Origin of the sequence: Stutzerimonas stutzeri (assembly GCF_000952685.1) — a bacterium.
Taxonomy (GTDB): domain Bacteria; phylum Pseudomonadota; class Gammaproteobacteria; order Pseudomonadales; family Pseudomonadaceae; genus Stutzerimonas; species Stutzerimonas stutzeri_E.
Window position 1 is genome coordinate 58,401 of record NZ_JYHV01000016.1, and the last position, 19,313, is coordinate 77,713.

The window sequence follows — 19,313 nt, forward strand, 5'->3', positions numbered from 1 at the left end:
TCAACCGTCTCGCCATATTACCGTCACCTTTGGCCTTCATCCTGAAAATGCAACGGACAGCGCAGCCCAACGGGGTGTTTTGTTCGTAAGCAGTGTGCAGGTTGCAGCCGAGCAGTCGCGGTTTGCGCATGTCCTTCTATCCCTTCAAGGAGACATCGATATGAGTACTGTTGCCCCTTCCAGCACCACCAGCGCAGACGCCGCAATCGCCAAAATGGAAGCAGCGTTCGACGCCGCTATCGAAAAATCGGCCAAGATCACCGAGATCACCACCGAGAAGAAGACTGAGCTCGACGCCACCAAACAGCGTCCTCAGAACTGATTCGCGACCGGGCGGCGAACTGTCGTCGCCCGGCCGTCCAAGCATCGATTTCTTCATCATGTGGCGAGTAGAACGCCCCATGAACACCGCTCCGGGGCTCGAATCCAATGACTGCCCAGACCCTCACCACCCACTCGGCGCCGACGCCACCGCGATTCGTGGTCTCGGCCGGCGCGCATGCTGGTGCCTCATTTCTGCTTACCGATGAGCGCTGTCGGATCGGCAGCGACCTGACCTGCGATGTCGTGCTCAGTGACGCCGTGATCGCGCCCGAGCACTTCGCGCTGCAACTGGTCAAGCGCAAGGGGTTGCGCGTCGAAGCCGTTGGTGCCGATCTGCATGTCGACGGCACCCATGTCGCGCAGGGCTGCGGGTACCTTGGTCGGCTACCTGTCACGCTCAGGATCGGTGAGGTGGAGATGCACATTTGCGCGGGTACCACTGGTGCGATCGCGACGCCGCTGCAGAGCTGGCTGGATCGTCGCGCTGCGGTGTTAGCCGGAAGTGTCGCGGGTCTCGGGTTGTGCCTGTTTCCTTTTCTGGCCATGAGTGGCGCTTCGTCGCGTGTAGAGCCAGAGCAGCCCGCCCAAACATCCATAAGCGTTGCCCCAGCGTCTGCTGACCCTACCGAAGAACTGCGCGCCCGGTTGGCAGACGCGAATCTTCAAGCGCTACGCCTGGATGTTCAGGGCAGCTACCTGCAGGTGACCGGCGCGCTCGATGCCGACAGGATGCAACGGTGGCGCGATGTCCAGCGTTGGTTCGACCAAACCTACGGGCACAGCCATCTGCTGCACGGTGCGGTCAGCCCGGTCGCGCCGATCGAACCGCCTCGCGTGCGGGTGCAAGCGATCTGGACAGGGGAAAACCCCTACGTGATCGGCGAAAACGGACAACGCTTATACCCGGGTGCAGCAGTGGACGGTGGTTGGGTGCTGGCGAGCATCGAAGCCGAGCGCCTGCTGCTGCGTCGCGATGGCGCCGAGTTCGTGCTGACCCTATGAGCCGACAAACGCTAGACATCCACCGGAGCTCATGGCGATGAGAATCGATCCCCATCGACTTGGTCGTTCAGCGGGCCCGGACGTGTCGGCAGCAACCACTGCCGATGCGGTGCGGCGTTTCAATCCGGTCGTCAACGGTACCGCTGGTGACACCTTCGAGCGCTTGCTGCGTACAAGGCGCGGCGCTCAGACTCGGTCCCTGATCAGCGCGTTGGAGCGGGCAACGATGCCCATCATTGACGATCCGGCGCTGCTCGGCGAAAGCCGTTCGCTGGAAGTTCTTCAGTACCTGCTGGACCAGGTGCTGCCATCGTTGGAAGGCGACGCTGAAACCTTGGAAACCCTCGAGTGCATGCTGCTGGAAGAGTGCGATCAGCAGATGGCGCTTCTCGAATGGTTATCGCCGGATCCGATTTCATGAGCATTCACCACCACGAGGCCGCGCAATGGCTACAAGTGCGTGGCGATCTTTACTCGCGCGCCGGACAGCCCCAGCGCGGGCTGGCGATGCTATTGCTCGCCGTGCGCCTTGCCCCCACGCAGCCTTCCATTCTTCGGACGCTGATTGGTGGCTTCCTTGCTGCGGGTGATGGCCGCCGCGCGCTGCTAGCGATCGATCAGCTGGCCTTGCTCGAAGGCGAAAAGGCCGACCACCAGTTATTGCGCAGCCGGGCCTTATGGATACTCAACCGGCGTGACGATGCGCGCGAGTGTTTTCACCGCTATCTGGCCTGGAGAACCGAATGACCCTGGCTCCGTTGAATCGCCTGGCGCAACTGGCTGCTGGTCGCAGCGACGTGGTGATCGCCGCGTTCATGCTCCTCGCTGTGGCGATGATGATCATGCCGCTGCCGACCTGGCTGGTAGATCTGCTCATTGGCATCAACATCGCGTTCAGTCTGTTGATCCTGGTTGTTGCGTTTTACCTGACCCGAGCAGTGGACTTTTCCGCCTTGCCGCCAGTGATCCTGCTGAGCACCTTATTTCGGTTAGCGTTGTCGATCACGACCACTCGCCTGATCCTGTTGGAAGGTGACGCTGGCGAGATCGTGCAAGCCTTTGGCGAATTCGTCATTGCCGGTGAAGTGCTGATCGGCCTTGTGGTGTTCCTGATCATCACGGTTGCGCAGTTTCTGGTGATTACCAAGGGTTCGGAACGCGTGGCCGAAGTAGCCGCCCGCTTTACGCTCGACGCGATGCCGGGCAAGCAGATGAGTATCGACAACGATCTGCGCAACGGCGACATCGATCAGCAGGAGGCGCGCACGCGGCGCTCCCGTCTGGAGCGCGAGAGCCAGCTCTACGGAGCGATGGATGGCGCGATGAAGTTTGTCAAAGGCGACGCGATCGCCGGCCTCGTGATCCTCTTCGTCAACCTGTTCGGCGGTTGGATGATCGGTATGCTCAAGCGTGGAATGCCGTTTGACGAGGCCCTTCATACCTATTCACTGCTGACCGTAGGTGATGGTCTGATCGCCCAGATTCCCGCGCTGTTGATTGCCGTTGCGGCGGGCACGGTAGTGACCCGCGTCGCGTCTGAAGACGAGCGCGACCTGGGTACGGAAATCGTCGGTCAGTTGGGTGCCAACTCGCGGGCGCTGGGGCTGACGGCCGTCATTCTTGGCGGCATGGCGATCGTGCCGGGCTTCCCCGCCCCTGTGTTTCTGGCCCTGTCTGCGATTCTTGGCGCCTTCGCCTACCGTCTGGCGCGTCGCGAGCGGCCAGTACAGGCGGCCGGTGCCGACCCGGTGCTCGAGAGCCTGATTGCGACGCCGCCGGCTGAGCCGCAGGTTGGACCGGCCTTGGTGGAAAGCGATGACCGGAACTGCCGCGTTACGCTGTGGCTGGGGGCTGCGCTGGAGCGTGATCTGGTCCTCGACGCTGTAAGAGCTCAGGCGGGCGAAGCGCGCCAGCAGGTCATGGATGAACTGGGCATCGAGCTGCCGCGTGTCGGTGTGCGATGCGATCCGAGCGCAGCGCAGGGCCGCATCGGTGTCGATATTGATGGGGTGCCGATCGCCGAGGCGAGCGTCGCGCCGGGCTGTCTGCAGGTACTTGACGACACGGTGACGCTGTCACTGGCCGGCTTCGACGCACAGTACCTGCCACCTTTGATCGGGCGGCGGGAAACTTTATGGGTCGAACGAGGCGCACGCACTGCGCTGAATGAGGCAGGAGTGGCCTGTCGGGGAATCGACGAAGCGCTCGGCGCCTATCTGGCGCATACGCTACGGCGGTACGCCGCGGAGTTTCTCGGTATCCAGGAAACTCGCCAACTGCTGTCGCGAATGGAAGCTGAGTATCCTGAGCTGGTCAAGGAAGCCCAGCGCGTCGTGTCGTTGCAGCGCACGTCCGAAGTATTTCGGCGGCTGCTGGACGAAGGCATTGCACTGCGCAACTTGCGCGGCGTGCTCGAAGCGCTGGTGGAGTGGGGCGGGCGCGATCTTGAAATTCATGTGTTGAGCGAGCATGTCCGTGCGGCACTGTCGCGTCAGATCTGCCACCGCCACGCCGACGGCAACCGCGTCATCGCAGCCTTTACCTTCACCCGTCCGCTGGAAGAGGCGATCAGACAGGCGCTACGTCGTAGCGATCGCGCCCAGGCATTGCCCGAAGCCCTCTCTCGTGGCGTGTTGTCCCAGCTCCAGGGGCATTACGACGGACTGAGCGGCAACCTGGAACCGGTGCTGATGACATCACCAGACCTGCGCCGCTATCTGCGCCAATTGGTTGTCCGGCAAGGGCTCGATATCGCCGTACTGAGCTTCCAGGACCTGACCCGCGAATTTTCCGTGCAGCCACTCGCGCCTGTGGAGCTGCCGCGGGGCTATAAACCGTCGCCAGAACGCGCCCCTGCGTCAATGGCAGCCTCTTGAGCCGGCAAGGAGCGCCCATGCCCGAACGTTTTCTGAACGCTATCCATTGGCTGACTGCGGCCACGTACCGGCCGCTGTGCTGGTTGGTGCTTGCCTTCGGATTGATGCCGGTCATGGCTCAGGCCCGCCCGGTCACGATCGATCCTGGCAGTGCCCAGCAGATCGGCCTGACGCCGGGGGAAGGGAGGGTGCTGCGCTTTCCTGCGGCCGTTGAGTCACTGTTTGTCGCCGATCCGACGATCGCTGACGTACGCGTCGTCTCCGACGGCGTCGCTTATGTCTACGCCAAGGCGGTTGGCAATACCGATCTGATCGCTCTGGGGCCAGAACAACAAACACGCGGCACGGTCAGCCTGGACGTTCGGCCCGACGGTGGTGGCAAGGTGCGTGTCGATCTTGCCGGGCGCCGCGCGTTCGCATCCGGAGAAGCGGATACGGTGCAGTCTGCGCTGGCTACCCAGGCTTCGTTGGACAGCCAGGCTATAGAAGGCCAACCGGCCATCAATGCGACCACTTATGCCGGCTCGCCACAGGTCAACATCCGAGTTCGGTTCGCCGAGGTTTCACGTCAGCAACTGCTCAGTTATGGCGTTAACTGGAACGCCTTGGTCAACGCCGGCAACTTCTCGTTCGGCCTGGTGACCGGTGGCCCGTTGGCCAGCGCGGCAGCCAACGGGGCGACCAACCTGATCGGTGGCGGTTTCAGCTCCGGCAGCGGCAGTGTCGACGTGCTGCTCGACGCGCTGCAGAGTAACGGTATTCTCGAGATTCTTGCCGAGCCGAATATCACGGCCATGACCGGGCAGACTGCAAGCTTTTTGGCGGGCGGGGAGATCCCGGTGCCGGTCCCCGTCAGCAACGAGCTGGTGGGTATCGAATACAAACCTTATGGCGTCTCGCTAATGTTCACCCCGACGCTGCTACCCGGCGAGCGGATCGGTCTGCGGGTGCGACCTGAAGTCAGCAGCCTGGATGGCAGCAGCACGGTTGAAATCGCCGGGCTGACGGTGCCGACGTTCCGTATCCGCCGCGCCGATACGCGGGTAGAGGTAGGCAGCGGACAGACCTTCGCCATTGCCGGGTTGTTCCAACGCAATAACTCGCAAGACATGGATCGCCTGCCGCTACTGGGAGATATGCCGGTGCTGGGCAGCTTGTTTCGTTCCCGGCGCTTTCAGCAGAACGAGACGGAGCTGGTCATCCTGATCACGCCGTATCTGGTCGAGCCGAGCGGCGAGCGCGACTTGGCGACACCGCTGGACCCGGCGGGCACCAATCCCGCCTGGCAACTGGCTGGCGCGTCAGCGTTCACGCGTCGTACGGAGTTCGGCTTCCATGTTGAATGAGATCCGCTTTTTTTCTGCAACGGTCGTTTGGGTGGGGCTGGTTGCGATGCTTGGCGGCTGCGCCACTGAGCTGGACTCACCGCACTATTCGGCAGGGTTCGATGTGGACCTGCCCGGCGACTCGCGGCCTTTTCCGGAGGCTTGTCTGGCCATTGCTAATGGAACGAATTCGCCCCGCCTGCCGGTCGGTTGCGCCAATGCGCTCAATTTGCAGCGGATGGTCGAGCGGCCTGATGACCTGCGTCGCGGTCGCGATACCGGACCGTCCTTCGCGGCGCCAGTTGCCCAGGCCGCGGAGCGCTACTTGCGTGGCGATAACGAAGATGAGCGCGAGCGCAGCCGGCGTCTGGAGCAGGAGAGCAGCACAGGCGCACCCTGACAGGTCAGAGTTGGGTAGAGGTCAACAAGCCGACGGCACGCGCGCGGGCCGCGGGATCTTTGATAGAACGGATCGCCCGAGCTTGAGCGAGCAACTCGCCGCGCTCTGCCTTGGGTAAACCAGCCAGCGCATCAGCTGCGGATTGATCATCACCAAGCAGGGTCAATACCAGCATTTGCTGGCGCACGTGATGCGGTTCGGATAATGGGGATTCGGTAATCGCCGTAGCCTCTGCTCGTGCTCGCTGGGCTTGACCGTCAAGTGCGAATGCCAACGCCAGGTTGCTGCGAATGTCCAGGTCGCCGCCCGCATGCGCCAGTGCGGTTCCGTAGGCGGCTTGGGCTTCAGTGAACGCGCCGGACAGCACGTACGCGGTTCCGAGACGGTTATAAGCTACCGCCGTGTCGATCTGCGGCGCGGCGGCTTGGAGAGACCGTACGGCGCGCTCGATGCGACCCTGCTGCAGGTCCGCGGTGCCCAGCCCGAGTAGCGCCTGTGGGTCGTCCGGATTGCGGGTCAATACCGCGCGAAACGCTTGTGCTGCCCCGCTTGCATCACCTGTAACCAGCTTCGTATCGCCGAGTGCGAGCATGACCTCCGGTGCCTGATCGCTCAGCTCGGCGGCTCGTTCATACAGCGCGACAGCCGAGGCTGGGTCCCCGCCACGTCGCACCTGTTCGGCCAGCGATAGGAGACGGTCGCGATCACTGACAGGGGGGGTGGGATTGCTGGCGCAGGCGCTTAGCGCCATGCAGACGAAGACAGCCGACAGGCGGGGGCGGACAAACTCTGGCAACGGATAGCTCCTGCGTGGGTGCAGCAAGCGATTGGGCCAGAGCGGCATGACAATGCCATGACATTCCGCCGACGCCATCAGGGCCGCTGCAATCATGTTGTCATCTGGGGCCGCAATACTTTTGCCATTCGAGAGGTCGCTGACGCGACTTCCGCGTTTCGGCTGCTGGACGTGGTCGTTGTAGTCGCGCAATACCAGGATGGCTGTTTTTCCTAGCGGGCCCGCGCCCGACTGTCGCCTTTCAAGGTGATGGTATGGATGGAACGAACATGACCTCGTATCGCCACGATGACGCCTTCAACATCCTGCGGCCATTCCGTCATGCCGCGATCTGGTTTTTCGCTTGGCTTGCCCTCGCACAACCTGCGCAGGCCACGTCTGACCCCGACTGGTTCGCTCAACCCTATCGCTATCGCGTGATTGATCAGGACGTGCGCAACGTGCTGGCTGAGTTCGGCCGTAACCTGAACGTGCCGGTCGTTCTATCTGCACGCGTGAAGGGCAGAGTGCGAGGGGACATCCAGGCGCCGGACGCCGGAGCCTTTCTGAAGCGTATTTCAACCGCTGCCGGGCTTACCTGGTACCTCAAGGGCGACGCGGTCGTGGTCGATTCAGCCACCGAACTCGCTAGCCGCAGCTTCAACGTCGGCCCGTTCGACAGCGATGCGCTTGATCATCTGCTTGCCACGTTTCGCCACGGAACAGGCGTCGGGGCGCGTCTGGACGAGCGCCGCGCGACACTGAACGTCTCAGGCCCGCCGGGCTACATCGCTCATGTTCAGCAACGCCTGGATAGCCTGCGTGGCAGTCCGGGTCGAGCTCCGAGTATCGGCGTCCGCGTATTCCGGGGCGGCGCCGACACCGAGGTCGTCAGCAATCGCAGCTGACAGCCACTGACCGTGCCCTGGGCACATCCATGCAGGAGGGTTCCATGTCGATCAATCCCGTAGATACCAGCGTCATCACCGACGGCTCGAGTGCCGCTTCCAACGAGCGGACCTTCGACGAGGCCATCGAGAACGCCCAAAACGAGCTGTCGGAGGCCGACTTCAACGAGCAATTGATCATCGGGGCCATACAGGTCGGTGGGCAGATGATCCTTATGCCGCGCGCCACTGAGATTCTCAACGAAGCCATGTCGGACGAGTAAACGTCTGCACCACAGACAGAAGGGGAGACGCGATGACGCCAGCAATTTCCACCACCAACCTCGCCAGCGGGGGGCAGGAGTTGGCATCGCAGAACCTTTTCGAACACCTGGCTAGCCAGGCCCAAAGCGCGGGACAGGGAGCCAGCCCCGCGCAGTTGGGTGAAGGGCTGGTCAATGGACTCGACGGGTTTCTGGAGCGGTCCCAAGCATTTGCTGCTCGCGCTGACAGCCTATCCGGCAGCGGGCCAACTGCCGTCGACGCGCAGGTCAGCGTGGTTGATCAGCCTGGCGCACCGACGCGCATGGCCGACGCTCAGCTCGAAAAGGTTGCCGAGTCGTTGAGCCGGATGTTCGATCATGCCATCGAGACGCAAATGGTGGTGCGCGGTGCGACGCAGATATCTGGTGCGGCCAATACGCTGCTGCGAGGCCAATGACATGCGGCTCAGGTTGATCCCGTTGTTTGCGCTGATGCTACTGCTGCAGGCCTGCGACACCGAACTCTACAGCGACCTCGAGCAACGCGAAGCGAACCGTATGGTGGCAGTGCTGCTGGAGCGGGGTATCGCGGCTGATCGAGTCATGCAGAAGGATGGACGGTTGACCGTGACAGTGGACAAGCGCCGCTTCGCCGACGCCGTGTCGTTGCTTGAGGATGCCGGTTTGCCGGAGCAGAGCTTCACCAATCTAGGCGAGGTGTTCCAGAACAATGGCCTGGTGTCGTCGCCTGTGCAGGAACGCGCACAGATGATCTATGCGCTCAGTGAGGAGCTGTCACATACCGTTTCCCAGGTCGATGGCGTGCTATCGGCGCGCGTGCACGTGGTATTGCCAGATAACGATCTGCTCAAGCGCAACACGGTGCCATCTTCGGCCTCGGTGTTCATCCGCCATGAACCCGGGCTGGATATCAATCGCTTGTTGCCTCAGGTGAAAACCTTGGTGGCCAACGGCATCTCCGGGCTGAGCTACGAAGGCGTCTCGGTGATTCCCGTCGAAGCGCCGGCGCCCGTCGAGCGTGCGACCGAGCCGCTGGTGAGATTCTTCGGCATAACCCTGCAACAGGCTAGCCTCGATCAGGCACGCTGGGTTTTCGGCAGCCTTCTGCTGGCGGTGCTGGCACTCGCCGGCGTCTGCATTTGGCTGTTGCGTCGTCCCGCTGGCGGGGCGCGCGTCTACCCATTGGTGCCGCGCACATGAGTGCGGACGCTATGGATTGGCCGCCGTCGAGCACCGAGCTGCTCAGCCTGCTCGACGTGTCTGCGCTGGCTCGTCAACAGATAGGTGTCGCCAGTGTCGATGTGCTGCTCGCCGAGCCGCGTTTCCATGACCGGCTACTTCAGTTGCTCGCAGGCAATGCCGTCCCCCTCGATCCGGTCCTTGATGCAGGTGATCGTCATCTGTTGCGTGCCAGTGCCAGCCAGTGGTCCGAGCTGAGTCGAGCCTGTGGCGCTGTTTGCCATGCGCAAACCTTCGCGTGTGCCATTCAGGCGGCACAGGTGCAGACGCTAACCGAGCGCTTTGGCCGGCCGCTGTATGAATTGGCACTGCGACACCGAGCGCTCGCATGGTTGCCGGCGGTTTCGGATGATCCGGCGGGACTGGAAGCTGCCGTCTGTGCCACAGGCGAAGCCTGCATGGCCGCCTGGTACGTCCAACTATCGCTGTCGTCACGGGACTGGATGCGTCTGCGCGGATTTGATGAGGGTGCGCCTGTGGGTGATGAGCATGACGCACGTCGACTCGAGATCGTGCGCGTCGTCGCCGTCGATTACTTCGCTGAGGCAACTGACAAGCCATGAGTGATCTGCCGACACAGCCGAACCGCATCATCCTTCGCGCTGACGAGGCGCAGGCCTGGGCCGACGGCTTTGCTTTTCTTCAGGCGGCGCGTGAGCAGGCCGAAGCCTTACGCGAACGTGCGCTGCAGGAGGCCGATCAACTTTGCGAGCAGGGTTACGCCGATGGGCACCGGCAGGGAGCCGATGCGGCGGCAGAGCTCTTGACTCAGACCCATGCGGACGTCGAACGCTACCTCGCCGGTCTGGAAGGTGATCTGGCGAAGCTCGCTCTCTCTGTTGTTCGTCAGCTGATCGAAGGTTTGGACGATGCTGAACGCATCGCCCGTCTCACTGCGAAAGCACTGAAAGCGTTCCGTGATCAACAGGTGCTGACGCTACACGTCGCTCCTGAGCAGGTTGCAGCGGTGCAGGCCAACCTTGACGCGCTGGTGGGCAGCCGGTCGCCGACCGTAACCGCGGATCCGCAGCTGGTGGGTGCTCAGGCCATGCTCGCCAGCCGTTCGGCAGTGGTGGACCTAGGCCTCGATGCGCAGCTCGAAGGACTGTCGAAGGCGCTCCATCCGTCCAGTCGGGAGCTATCGGCGTGAGCGAACTACCGCTGGACCAGCGCCTGAGCGACCTGTTGCCACGCTTGCAGGAGCGCGCCCTACAGGCCGATCCGCGTCTGCCGCGTGGCCGTGTACGTCGCGTTCGCGGTGTGATGGTCTATGCCAGCCTGGCGATGGCGCGAATTGGTGAACTCTGTTATCTGCGTGATCCACTGACCGGACGGCAGATTCCCGCTGAGGTCGTGGGCTTCGCCGACGAAGAAGCGATTCTTACCCCAATTGGCGATCTCGACGGGATGTCCACCCGTGCCGAAGTCATTTCGACCGGCTCGGTTTTGCAGGTGCCAGCGGGTGACGGGCTTCTCGGCAAGGCGATCAACGCACTTGGCGAATGGCTCGATGGGCCGGAAGGCGAGAGCCTGCCGCCGATGGGGCGTTGTTCAGTACAGGCCGAGCCACCGGCGCCGTTTGATCGTCAGCTGATCGAGCAGCCTTTGCAGCTGGGTATTCGCGCAATCGACGGCCTGCTGACACTCGCGCGCGGCCAGCGGATGGGCTTGTTCGGCGAGGCGGGGGTGGGCAAGTCGTCACTGCTGGCCTCGATGGTGCGAGGCACCGAGGCGGACGTGGTGGTGCTCGCGCTGATCGGTGAGCGTGGCCGGGAAGTGCGGGAGCTGCTGGACCGTCATCTCGATCCGACGGCTCGGGCTCGCACCGTTGCCGTTGTCGCTACCTCAGATCGCCCGGCAATGGAGCGGGTGAAAGCGGCCTATGTCGCGACAGCTCTCGCCGAGCATTTCAGGGACCAGGGCCGCCATGTTCTGTTGTTGATGGACAGCGTGACGCGCTTCGCCCGCGCCCAGCGTGAAATAGGCCTGGCCGCTGGCGAGCCGCCGACCCGTCGCGGCTATCCGCCCTCGCTGTTCGCGGCGCTGCCTCGCTTGCTCGAACGCGCGGGCCCCGGGGCTAACGGCAGTATCACAGGTCTTTACACGGTGCTAACCGAAGGCGAGGGCAGTCAGGATCCGGTGGCCGAGGAGGTGATGTCGATCCTTGATGGGCACATCCACCTGAGTCAATCGCTCGCCCAGCGCAACCATTTCCCCGCCATCGATGTGCTGCGCAGCCGCAGCCGTCTGATGGATGCAGTGACCCGGCCACTGCAACGGCAAACCGCTGCGCGCATTCGTGAGTCGCTGTCGCGCTACCGGGATATCGAACTGCTGTTGCAGGTTGGCGAATACAAGGCAGGGAACGACCCGGAAATAGACGCTGCAATCGCCCGGAAGCCGGTCATCGACCGCTTTCTACGCCAGGCTACGGACGAACATTCGACGTTCGGCGACACCCTGCGGGCCATGACGGAGCTGGCCCGATGACCGGCCCAACCCTTGATCGCCTGATGAGCTTGCGTCAGCTGCGAGAACGTCAGGCTGCTGCTGCGCTGGCCCGACAGACCCAGACCGCAAGGGAAGCGGCGCAGCGTGCAAACGATGCGCAGCAGGACTATCAGCGTTTTCTCGACGAACTCGAGGCCGAAGACGCATCGACACTCCTGTACCTGAACGGCGATCGGCTTGATCTCGACGCGCTGCAGCAGGAGCACGCCCGGCGAATCAGCGTTGCCAGCGAAGAGGCCGGCCACCAGCGAACGATCGAACAGGCGCGCGTGGCACAGGACGACGCCGAGACGCAAAGGGATGCGCTTGCCCGTACCCATTCGCATCAGCGCAAACGACGCGAGGCGATGGAGCTTCATCGTCAACGTCAAGCAAACAAGGCCCGGGTGGACGCCGATCTGCACGACGAAGACGAGGCTGAACGCCTCACGCGCCCCGACTGGCCCTAAGGAAGACCGAGTGACGACACCCGAGCGTTCATCTGATTACCGGCCTCTGCGTGACAGCTTGCCCGCCGTTCCTCCCGATCTCCTGCCTCTGATTGCGCGCCTGCATCGGCGACGGCTGCCGGTGCCCATCAGTACGGTGGCGGGTGAGCGGCTGGCGAAACTGACGGCGCCCAAGACGGCACACCAGGCGCTGACCGGCCTGCCGCTGAGCATTGGCTCTGCGCGCGCCTGTCTTCATCTGGGCGTCCAAGCGGCTGCACTGATGGGGATCGAAAACTGGCCGCAGTTGCCGTCGCCCTGGCGAGCCCTGTACGTGGAACAGGCACTGCTCGGGCCGATCACCCAGCTGGAAGAGCGCCTTCAGCGGCCAGTTCGGTTCGATATCGACGGTCCCGTTGATGCCTGCCGGTTGCGTCTGGGGGTCACCTTCGGATTGCCGTCAGCCGAAGCACATGGCTGGATCGATCTGGATGACGGAGCCGCGCATCTGCTGGCCGATCTGCTCGAACAACTTCCCATCGCGCCGCATCGGCTACCCGTCATACCACTGCATGCGGTGGTTGAATGCGGATGGCAGTCGCTCACGCTCGGTGACCTGCGCAGTCTGCGTCCTGGTGATGTCGTGATGCTCGATCGTCCCGCTGCCCGCTATCGACTGTGTTTGGCCGAGGCGTTTGAAACCTCGTGTGAGTCCGCCGGGCCCGCCGCGGTTCGGCTGCTTGCGCCCCTATCTTCCCTTCGTCTGATGGAGCCTAACCCCATGGAAGCCTCGCTTGATTCCACGACTTCACATGCATCGCCTAACGATGCATTGGACCGCCTGCCGGTACGCCTGGTTTGCGAGGTAGGCCGGTTGGAGTTGCCGCTGGGTGACGTCCGTGAGTTGGGCGAGGGCAGTGTGCTGGAGCTTGGATGCAACCTCACCGAACCGGTGCAGCTCACCGTCAACGGCCGGTGTATCGGCCGCGGCGAGTTGGTAACGCTTGGCACGGGGCTGGGTGTTCGGCTGACGAGCTTCGCCGCCGATGAATGAGTTCGAGCCGAACCTGTTCGGCATCATTCTGCTGGTGGCCACCATTGGCCTGCTTCCGCTGGCGGTGGTCACCATGACCGGTTTTCTGAAGATCTCCGTGGTGCTGTTCCTTATCCGCAACGCGCTGGGCGTTCAGCAGACGCCACCGAACCTGGTCCTCTACGGCATTGCGCTGATTCTGGCCGTGTATGTCACCACGCCGCTGGCGGGAGAATTGTTTCGTCAATTGGAGAACCGACCCTTGGCGCTCGACAGCGTCGAGGAGGTGAAAGCCACCGCCGGTGTGCTTCGCGCGCCGTTGCAGGCGCATCTGTCGCGCTACGCTGAGCCGAGCGAGCGGGCATTCTTTCTTGATGCCACCGAGGACCTATGGTCGGAAGAAGCGCGGGCTGACCTGCGCGATGATGATCTGGTCGTCCTGATCCCGGCGTTCGTCAGCTCGGAGCTGACCCGCGCGTTCGAGATCGGCTTCCTGCTGTACATACCCTTCCTCGTAATCGATCTGATCGTCTCCAACGTGCTGATGGCGATGGGCATGATGATGGTTTCGCCGACGCTGATTTCGATCCCCCTGAAGATCTTCCTGTTCGTGGCGGTCGATGGCTGGTCGCGGCTGATGCATGGTCTGATCATGAGTTACGGAGGCTGACGTGGGCGAAGCCGCTTTCGTGGCGTTGATGAAGGACGCTGCGCTGTTGGTGCTGCTGCTGTCCGCACCGGCGCTTGGCGTCGCCATCCTGGTCGGCTTTGGCGTCGGACTCTTGCAGGCGCTGACGCAGATCCAGGATCAGACCCTGCCGCAGGCGGTCAAGTTGGTTGCCGTGTTGCTGGTGTTGATCGTCACCGGGCCGCTCTTGGGCGGTGAAGTGGCTGACCTGGCGGGACAGATGCTCGACCGTTTTCCTGCCTGGACCCGCTAGGCCGTGTTTGTCGGCGGTGAATTGGCCTCAGCATTCTTCGATCTGGCCTATCCGTTACTCAGCGCATTCGGCTTGGCAGTCGCACGCGCACTGGGCCTGGTGATGATCACGCCTGCGTTCAACCGGCTCGGGCTGACCGGTCTGCTGCGTTCGGCGGTGGCGGTGGTCCTTGCGCTCCCTGTGGCGCCTTCGGTGTTCTTGGCATTTTCGAGCCTGGACGCGCCGTCGCCACTGATGCTGTCGGGGCTGTTGGTCAAGGAACTGGTGATCGGACTTGCGATCGGGCTGTTGTTCGGTATCCCGTTCTGGGCGGCCGAGGTCGCCGGTGAGCTGATCGACCTGCAACGGGGATCGACCATGGCGCAATTGCTCGATCCGCTGGGTATTGGCGAGGCGAGTGTGACCTCGACCTTTCTCACGGTAGCGCTGATCGCGTTGTTCTTCATGACTGGCGGGTTCATTGCCATGCTCGATGGCTTCTATCGTAGTTACACCCTATGGCCAGCGCAGGCTTTGACGCCGGTGTTGGTCGAGAGCACCGCGTTGCAGTTGCTGCACGTGCTCGACCGGCTGATGAGCATCGGCGTGCTGATGATCGCGCCCGTGGTCATCGCTCTGCTGGTGGCGGATCTGCTGCTGGCGTACCTCTCAAGGATGGCACCGCAGCTCCATGTGTTCGACCTTTCGCTGCCGGTCAAGAATCTCCTGTTCGCCTTTCTGCTAACGCTGTATGCCGCGTTTCTGGTGCCGTTCATGCTGACGGAACTGGAGGCGCTGCCGACGCTTTTCCAACGCTTCCTGGATTCGAGCCTCGCCATGGGGGCGGCTGCGTTCGACTGACGACGGGCCGCCTACTGCAATACCTCTGTCATCGTGTCGCGGCAGAGTCATACCAAAGCGGCTGGATAGCCGCCTCGCATTAGCTTGTTTGGCTTCGGGATGGAAGTCGTGTCGTCTGGCGTCGAAATCCCGAAGGAGACAACGCATGTCCATCGTGTCCGGTGGCCTGAGTATGAACGGCTGCTCGCTGAATTCCGCGTGGGCGCGAGCACTGGTGCCTGAACGCGAGGCACGGCTGCGGTGAGTGACAAGAGCGAAGAGAAATCCCAGCCTGCATCCGACAAGAAGCTGCGTGATGCACGGCAGAAGGGACAGCTCTCAAAGAGTCAGGATCTTGTGACCGGCATGGTCATGCTCGTCTGCACTCTGTGTGTGGTCGTGCTGATCGACGGCATCCATGCCCGCGTGCAGCAATTTCTCGGCACTGTGGCACGCGTCTATGTAGAGCCATTCGCCACGGTCTGGCCACGCGTGCAATCCGAGGCGTTCAGCCTGCTGATCGCAGCAACGCTGCCGATCTTGGTGGCGACCGTCGCAACGGTAATCGTCACCAACGTCGCAGCCATGCGCGGCATGGTATTCACCGCAGAGCCGATCAAACCCGACGTCCAGCACATCAATCCGGTTGCGGGCTTCAAACGCCTGTTCTCGATGCGCAGCATCACCGAATTTCTCAAAACGCTGTTCAAGCTGCTGGTGGTAGCGGTGGCTCTGGTGATCGTCTATCGCCTCGGCTTGCAGGCCTTGATGGAGTCGTCCCGCTGCGGCGCCGCCTGCGTCTATTCCTCCTTCCTTTCACTCCTGACGCCGTTGGTAGTGACCGCCCTCATCGCTTTTCTGGTCGTGGGGGCAGTGGACCTGCTGATCCAGCGCTGGTTGTTCAGTCGCGAAATGCGCATGACCAAGAGCGAGCAGAAGCGTGAGCACAAGGACATGGAAGGTGACCCCCTGATCAAGCGTGAGCGGCGGCGTCTGCGGCAGGATTTCCAAACACCAGGCGCGCGCCTCGGTCTTGAGCAGACGACGCTGATAGTGGGCCAGGCCGGTGGTTGGCTCGTCGGGCTGCGCTATGTCCGTGGGCAGACGCCTGTACCGGTCGTGGTGTTCCGCGCGGCACCCGAACAATCCTCGGCCGTGCTGGCACGCGCCGCGCAGCTCGGCCTGCCCCTGGCCACCGACAGCGAGCTGGCCGAGGCCATCGGCAAGCGCACGCCGCCTGGCGCTCCGGTGCCTGATCGTTATTTCCAGCGTGTGGCGGACCTGCTGGTCTCCGCACGGTTGATATAAGCGTGCACGACGTGCTCGTTCATTGCTCTGCCCGTATGGGCCTGCCTTTCAACGAACCTTCGGAGAACATCACATGGCTCTGCTGATCGACGATTCGGGCGCGCGCCGTCTAGTGCGCAACCTTCAGACCCAGGCACAGGAAGAGCGCGAGCGTTTCCGCCAGGCCGTGCAGAAGGCTGTAGGCGATCGCGCCAGGGCGTCTGACGATGCGCGTCTGGACCAGCAGCAACCACAGGAGCGACTGGTGGTCGTCGAGCGCGGCGATACCTTGAATGACATCGTCGAGGCGTACGACGTCGAGCTGCCGGAGGTCGAACAACTCAATCCGCAGCTGGAAAGTCTCGATCACATCGACACCGGAGAGGTGCTGTTCCTGCCGCCACCATCACCTGTGGAGCTGGCTCAGCGACCCAACGGCGAAGCCTTGTTCCTGAATGATCTCTATACCCGCGGCAACGCCATCGAATACGCGGACGCCAGTGAGATCGACCACCAGGCCGAGGTCGACACGCTGGTGGCCGACGTCCGTGAATACCTCGGCGCGCTGCCTGACGGCGAGCGCAAAGATGCCGCGCAGCGCCTGTTCGATGAGAACTGGACCGATGCCGGGCCGGCACAAATGGCGATAGAACAGGCCGCCAGCGCCGAAGGCATTACCCTTGCGGCGTCCTCGCATAGCGGTAGCGCCATCGAGACGAAGGCCCGCCAGCTCGTTGCCGACGCGCAAGCGAAGACCGATCCGCTCGAACGTCTCGAGAGCCTGAACACAGGTTTCAAACAAGCATCACCCGAGGTACAGCAGGCGCTCCTGCGGTCGTCGGACGCGCGGGACATCATTGAGGGAGCTGCCGATCAGGCATTGGCCGCGCTGACCGAAGAGCACAAGGATGCGGTGGACCCACACGTATTCAAGACCTTGGAGCTGTTCCGTCGCCTTGATGAAATGAGCGCCGATCTGGAACCCGCGCTCACCAGCGAACTGGTCGAGGCGGCGCTGCCCGGATTGGAGGAGGCATTCGCCGAGTCGCTCAGTAGCGATTTTGGCGCGCTGCGCATGGGGACTCAGGGCATGGACCATCTGCTCAATCTGACCGGCCGGCTCGACCCCCAGGCCGATCAGCGTTCGTTGGAGCGGTTAAGCGCGATGGGCTTTTACCACATGCATGGCATCAGTCAGCATCTCGGCGGAGGTGGCAGCCTGAACTATCCCCTCGCGCTTGTCGGGCACTACGAGGGTGACTTCCCGACCACGCTCACTGAAGGCGACATCCTTCCCGGCTTGACACAGAACACACAGCGCATCGGCGAGCACGTCGATGCCTACCAGAACCATCTGCTGGAGCTGACTTGGCTGGAGGAAAACGGCGGATCGGTGATGACCAATGACCAACTCGCCGATGCGGTAGACCAGTACGTCGAGGGCAACGAGGACTGGCAGAAAAAGGCCACCGGCTTGCGCGATCAGCTTGCCGATGATGGTGAGCAGGTGCTGGAAAACCTCGCGACCATCGACGCGCACTACCCGCAGCTATTTGAAGGTGAGGAAGAATTCGCGACCGAACTGCAGAACATGGGCAGCGCTGAACTGGATGCTCGGCTGAGCCGCATCGAGAACCCCGAAGAGCGCGCCTTCGCAAGGGAACTGATAGCATCCTTCGATAACCCCGACACCTTTACCGCGCTGGGCATGGCACTTGATCGTGATCCGTCGCTACTGTCCGACCCGCAAAGCATGCAGCTGCTCGGCCAGTACGGTCGTTTGACCGACCGGGGGCGCAAGTTCGTCGAGGAAACGGCTACGCAGATCATTCGCCGTACCGTGTTACCGGAGCTTGCCTCGCTCGATCCCGCCAACCCGAAGAGCTACCAGTACGCGCAGAACGCGCTGGACAATTTCAACAGCAAGTCGACCGCTCGTTTGCTTGGGGTGACCGAAGCCGACCTGGACGAGGCGATGAAGGTGATCGAGCGTGCAATGCCGCAGCCGGGTGAGAGCACCGTCGATGCGCGTGCTCGGTTGCAGGCGATGAACGACGATTTCGATCGACTGAGTTCGTCCCGTTCCGGCGTGCGTGCCTTCAACCGCGACACCGCGCCTGGGCAGGTTCTGCGACTGTTGGGTGTGGTCGGCAATACAGCGGTTATGTTCAATTCACAGACGAACCTGGTGAACGACCCGAATGTCTGGACGGCACTGAAATTCTCCCTGGATACCGCCGGCGTGGCGCAGAAAACCACGGAGTTGATGATCGGTGTCGGCATGTTCGAAAAGGGCGGTACGCTCGACAAACTGGTCGGCGGCAGCAATCGCATGCCGGTGAAGGTACTCGGTGTGCTGACCTCGCTCTACGACTTCCGCAATGCCTGGCAGGCTGGTAATCAAGGGGATGCGGGGGCAGCGGCGCTGTATGCCAGCACCGGCGTGGGCGGGGTGATGGCGGCGGTCGGCACCGGCAGTATGTGGGGACCGATCGGTATCGGCGTGGTGTTGCTGGGTACCGGAATCCATATGAAGTACGACCAGGTCAAGCAGGCCAACCAGTACCAGACTGAAACCACGGTGACGTTCCTGACACAGGCCGGCTTCAGCAACAGTGCTGCCCAAATACTCTCGGATCAGAGTGGGGAAGGGTATAGCGTGTTGCCCCTGCTCGAACGCTACGCCAATAGCCGGGGATTCGACCTCAATGATGCAGCTAATCAGCAGGGATTCGTCTCCTGGATCAATGCGATGCCCGCGGATCGTCTTGGTGTGCTGCGAGACAATCTTCACCGGTCCCTGGATGAGGTGGACAATGATCTCGAGCAAATTCCGGACGCCAGCGACGACGATGACTTCTTTGAATTCAACAACACCGATCGTCCACACTTCACCTACAGCGGCTACGCCACGCCCCTGTCGATGAATCAGATGGACACGGTTCTGCAGATCCTGGACCTGCAAACACTTGCTAGCTAGTCGGCACATAGGACGCACGAGGCGTCCAGGCGGCCGGCCGACTGGCGCTCAGTGAAGCGAGCGTAGCTTTTTTGTGCCAGGAAGACTCTCGGCTGGCCTCACAACGCCTAGCACCAACGTCGACATTTAGGTGCATAAATACCTACATCAAGCGGAGCAAACCCGCCGATTTGCCAAAACCTGCCCGCGCATTCGCCCAATG

Annotated in this window: 22 protein-coding genes; 21 read left to right on the top strand and 1 reads right to left on the bottom strand. The window is 62.4% G+C overall.

The window, feature by feature from the left end; all coding sequences use genetic code 11:
- The first annotated feature begins 160 nt into the window (after nucleotides 1-160).
- The 7 genes from UF78_RS22985 to UF78_RS10450 all read left to right on the top strand — a co-directional run bounded on the left by UF78_RS22985 (nucleotide 161) and on the right by UF78_RS10450 (nucleotide 5,927).
- The gene (locus UF78_RS22985; protein ID WP_177330795.1) at nucleotides 161-322 is read left to right on the top strand and encodes a hypothetical protein; all 162 of its coding nucleotides are present in this window, start codon (nucleotides 161-163) and stop codon (nucleotides 320-322) included.
- Between the two features lie 107 nt (nucleotides 323-429).
- Nucleotides 430-1,326 (top strand): SctD/MshK family protein, encoded by an 897-nt coding sequence (locus UF78_RS22450; RefSeq protein WP_052679306.1) that lies wholly within the window; start codon nucleotides 430-432, stop codon nucleotides 1,324-1,326.
- Nucleotides 1,327-1,363: 37 nt separating this feature from the next.
- On the top strand, nucleotides 1,364-1,747 hold the full coding sequence (locus tag UF78_RS10430; RefSeq protein WP_045162138.1) for a hypothetical protein: 384 nt from the start codon (nucleotides 1,364-1,366) through the stop codon (nucleotides 1,745-1,747).
- Nucleotides 1,744-2,073 (top strand): hypothetical protein, encoded by a 330-nt coding sequence (locus UF78_RS10435; RefSeq protein ID WP_045162139.1) that lies wholly within the window; start codon nucleotides 1,744-1,746, stop codon nucleotides 2,071-2,073. Before UF78_RS10430 ends, UF78_RS10435 begins: the two co-directional genes overlap by 4 nt.
- Nucleotides 2,070-4,202, top strand: a complete 2,133-nt coding sequence (gene sctV / locus UF78_RS10440) for a type III secretion system export apparatus subunit SctV (protein ID WP_045162140.1) — start codon at nucleotides 2,070-2,072, stop codon at nucleotides 4,200-4,202. Before UF78_RS10435 ends, sctV begins: the two co-directional genes overlap by 4 nt.
- 50 nt (nucleotides 4,203-4,252) lie before the next feature.
- On the top strand, nucleotides 4,253-5,548 hold the full coding sequence (locus UF78_RS10445) for a pilus assembly protein N-terminal domain-containing protein (RefSeq protein WP_045162193.1): 1,296 nt from the start codon (nucleotides 4,253-4,255) through the stop codon (nucleotides 5,546-5,548).
- Nucleotides 5,538-5,927 (top strand): hypothetical protein, encoded by a 390-nt coding sequence (locus UF78_RS10450; protein WP_045162141.1) that lies wholly within the window; start codon nucleotides 5,538-5,540, stop codon nucleotides 5,925-5,927. Before UF78_RS10445 ends, UF78_RS10450 begins: the two co-directional genes overlap by 11 nt.
- 4 nt (nucleotides 5,928-5,931) lie before the next feature.
- Here UF78_RS10450 and UF78_RS10455 read toward each other — a convergent pair whose 3' ends face one another.
- Nucleotides 5,932-6,915 (bottom strand): tetratricopeptide repeat protein, encoded by a 984-nt coding sequence (locus UF78_RS10455; RefSeq protein ID WP_052679307.1) that lies wholly within the window; start codon nucleotides 6,913-6,915, stop codon nucleotides 5,932-5,934.
- A gap of 77 nt (nucleotides 6,916-6,992) precedes the next feature.
- On the opposite strand from UF78_RS10455, the gene UF78_RS10460 reads away from it, so the two are divergent.
- From UF78_RS10460 to UF78_RS10525, 14 genes are all read left to right on the top strand, one after another.
- On the top strand, nucleotides 6,993-7,610 hold the full coding sequence (locus UF78_RS10460; RefSeq protein ID WP_052679308.1) for a hypothetical protein: 618 nt from the start codon (nucleotides 6,993-6,995) through the stop codon (nucleotides 7,608-7,610).
- Between the two features lie 44 nt (nucleotides 7,611-7,654).
- Nucleotides 7,655-7,873 carry a hypothetical protein gene (locus UF78_RS10465; RefSeq protein ID WP_045162142.1) on the top strand — a complete coding sequence of 73 codons (219 nt, stop codon included), beginning with the start codon at nucleotides 7,655-7,657 and terminating at the stop codon, nucleotides 7,871-7,873.
- Between the two features lie 32 nt (nucleotides 7,874-7,905).
- Nucleotides 7,906-8,310, top strand: a complete 405-nt coding sequence (locus tag UF78_RS10470; protein ID WP_045162143.1) for a hypothetical protein — start codon at nucleotides 7,906-7,908, stop codon at nucleotides 8,308-8,310.
- 1 nt (nucleotide 8,311) lies between these two features.
- Nucleotides 8,312-9,073 carry a type III secretion system inner membrane ring lipoprotein SctJ gene (gene sctJ, locus UF78_RS10475; protein ID WP_045162144.1) on the top strand — a complete coding sequence of 254 codons (762 nt, stop codon included), beginning with the start codon at nucleotides 8,312-8,314 and terminating at the stop codon, nucleotides 9,071-9,073.
- The gene (locus UF78_RS22455) at nucleotides 9,070-9,675 is read left to right on the top strand and encodes a hypothetical protein (RefSeq protein ID WP_155397626.1); all 606 of its coding nucleotides are present in this window, start codon (nucleotides 9,070-9,072) and stop codon (nucleotides 9,673-9,675) included. The genes sctJ and UF78_RS22455 overlap by 4 nt, the downstream gene beginning before the upstream one ends.
- A complete protein-coding gene (gene sctL / locus UF78_RS10485) occupies nucleotides 9,672-10,262 on the top strand; it encodes a type III secretion system stator protein SctL (RefSeq protein WP_045162145.1) in 591 nt (196 codons plus the stop codon). The genes UF78_RS22455 and sctL overlap by 4 nt, the downstream gene beginning before the upstream one ends.
- An 11-nt stretch (nucleotides 10,263-10,273) precedes the next feature.
- Nucleotides 10,274-11,602: a FliI/YscN family ATPase gene (locus UF78_RS10490; RefSeq protein WP_045162197.1), complete on the top strand. Its 1,329-nt coding sequence runs from the start codon at nucleotides 10,274-10,276 to the stop codon at nucleotides 11,600-11,602.
- Nucleotides 11,603-11,625: 23 nt separating this feature from the next.
- Complete coding sequence (locus UF78_RS22990) at nucleotides 11,626-12,072, top strand: hypothetical protein (RefSeq protein WP_196298656.1); 447 nt, start codon at nucleotides 11,626-11,628, stop codon at nucleotides 12,070-12,072.
- Between the two features lie 10 nt (nucleotides 12,073-12,082).
- Nucleotides 12,083-13,105 (top strand): type III secretion system cytoplasmic ring protein SctQ, encoded by a 1,023-nt coding sequence (sctQ, locus tag UF78_RS10500; protein ID WP_052679310.1) that lies wholly within the window; start codon nucleotides 12,083-12,085, stop codon nucleotides 13,103-13,105.
- A complete protein-coding gene (sctR, locus tag UF78_RS10505) occupies nucleotides 13,098-13,754 on the top strand; it encodes a type III secretion system export apparatus subunit SctR (RefSeq protein ID WP_045162147.1) in 657 nt (218 codons plus the stop codon). The genes sctQ and sctR overlap by 8 nt, the downstream gene beginning before the upstream one ends.
- Nucleotides 13,755-13,782: 28 nt before the next feature.
- Nucleotides 13,783-14,025, top strand: a complete 243-nt coding sequence (gene sctS, locus UF78_RS10510) for a type III secretion system export apparatus subunit SctS (RefSeq protein ID WP_272892037.1) — start codon at nucleotides 13,783-13,785, stop codon at nucleotides 14,023-14,025.
- A 21-nt stretch (nucleotides 14,026-14,046) separates the two neighbouring features.
- Entirely contained in the window at nucleotides 14,047-14,865 is an 819-nt protein-coding gene (gene sctT, locus UF78_RS10515) for a type III secretion system export apparatus subunit SctT (RefSeq protein WP_230623614.1), read from the top strand.
- A 240-nt stretch (nucleotides 14,866-15,105) separates the two neighbouring features.
- Nucleotides 15,106-16,152 (top strand): EscU/YscU/HrcU family type III secretion system export apparatus switch protein, encoded by a 1,047-nt coding sequence (locus UF78_RS10520; RefSeq protein ID WP_045162151.1) that lies wholly within the window; start codon nucleotides 15,106-15,108, stop codon nucleotides 16,150-16,152.
- Nucleotides 16,153-16,225: 73 nt separating this feature from the next.
- Nucleotides 16,226-19,111, top strand: coding sequence for a LysM peptidoglycan-binding domain-containing protein (locus UF78_RS10525; RefSeq protein ID WP_045162152.1), 2,886 nt, complete (start codon nucleotides 16,226-16,228; stop codon nucleotides 19,109-19,111).
- Nucleotides 19,112-19,313 lie beyond the last annotated feature (202 nt).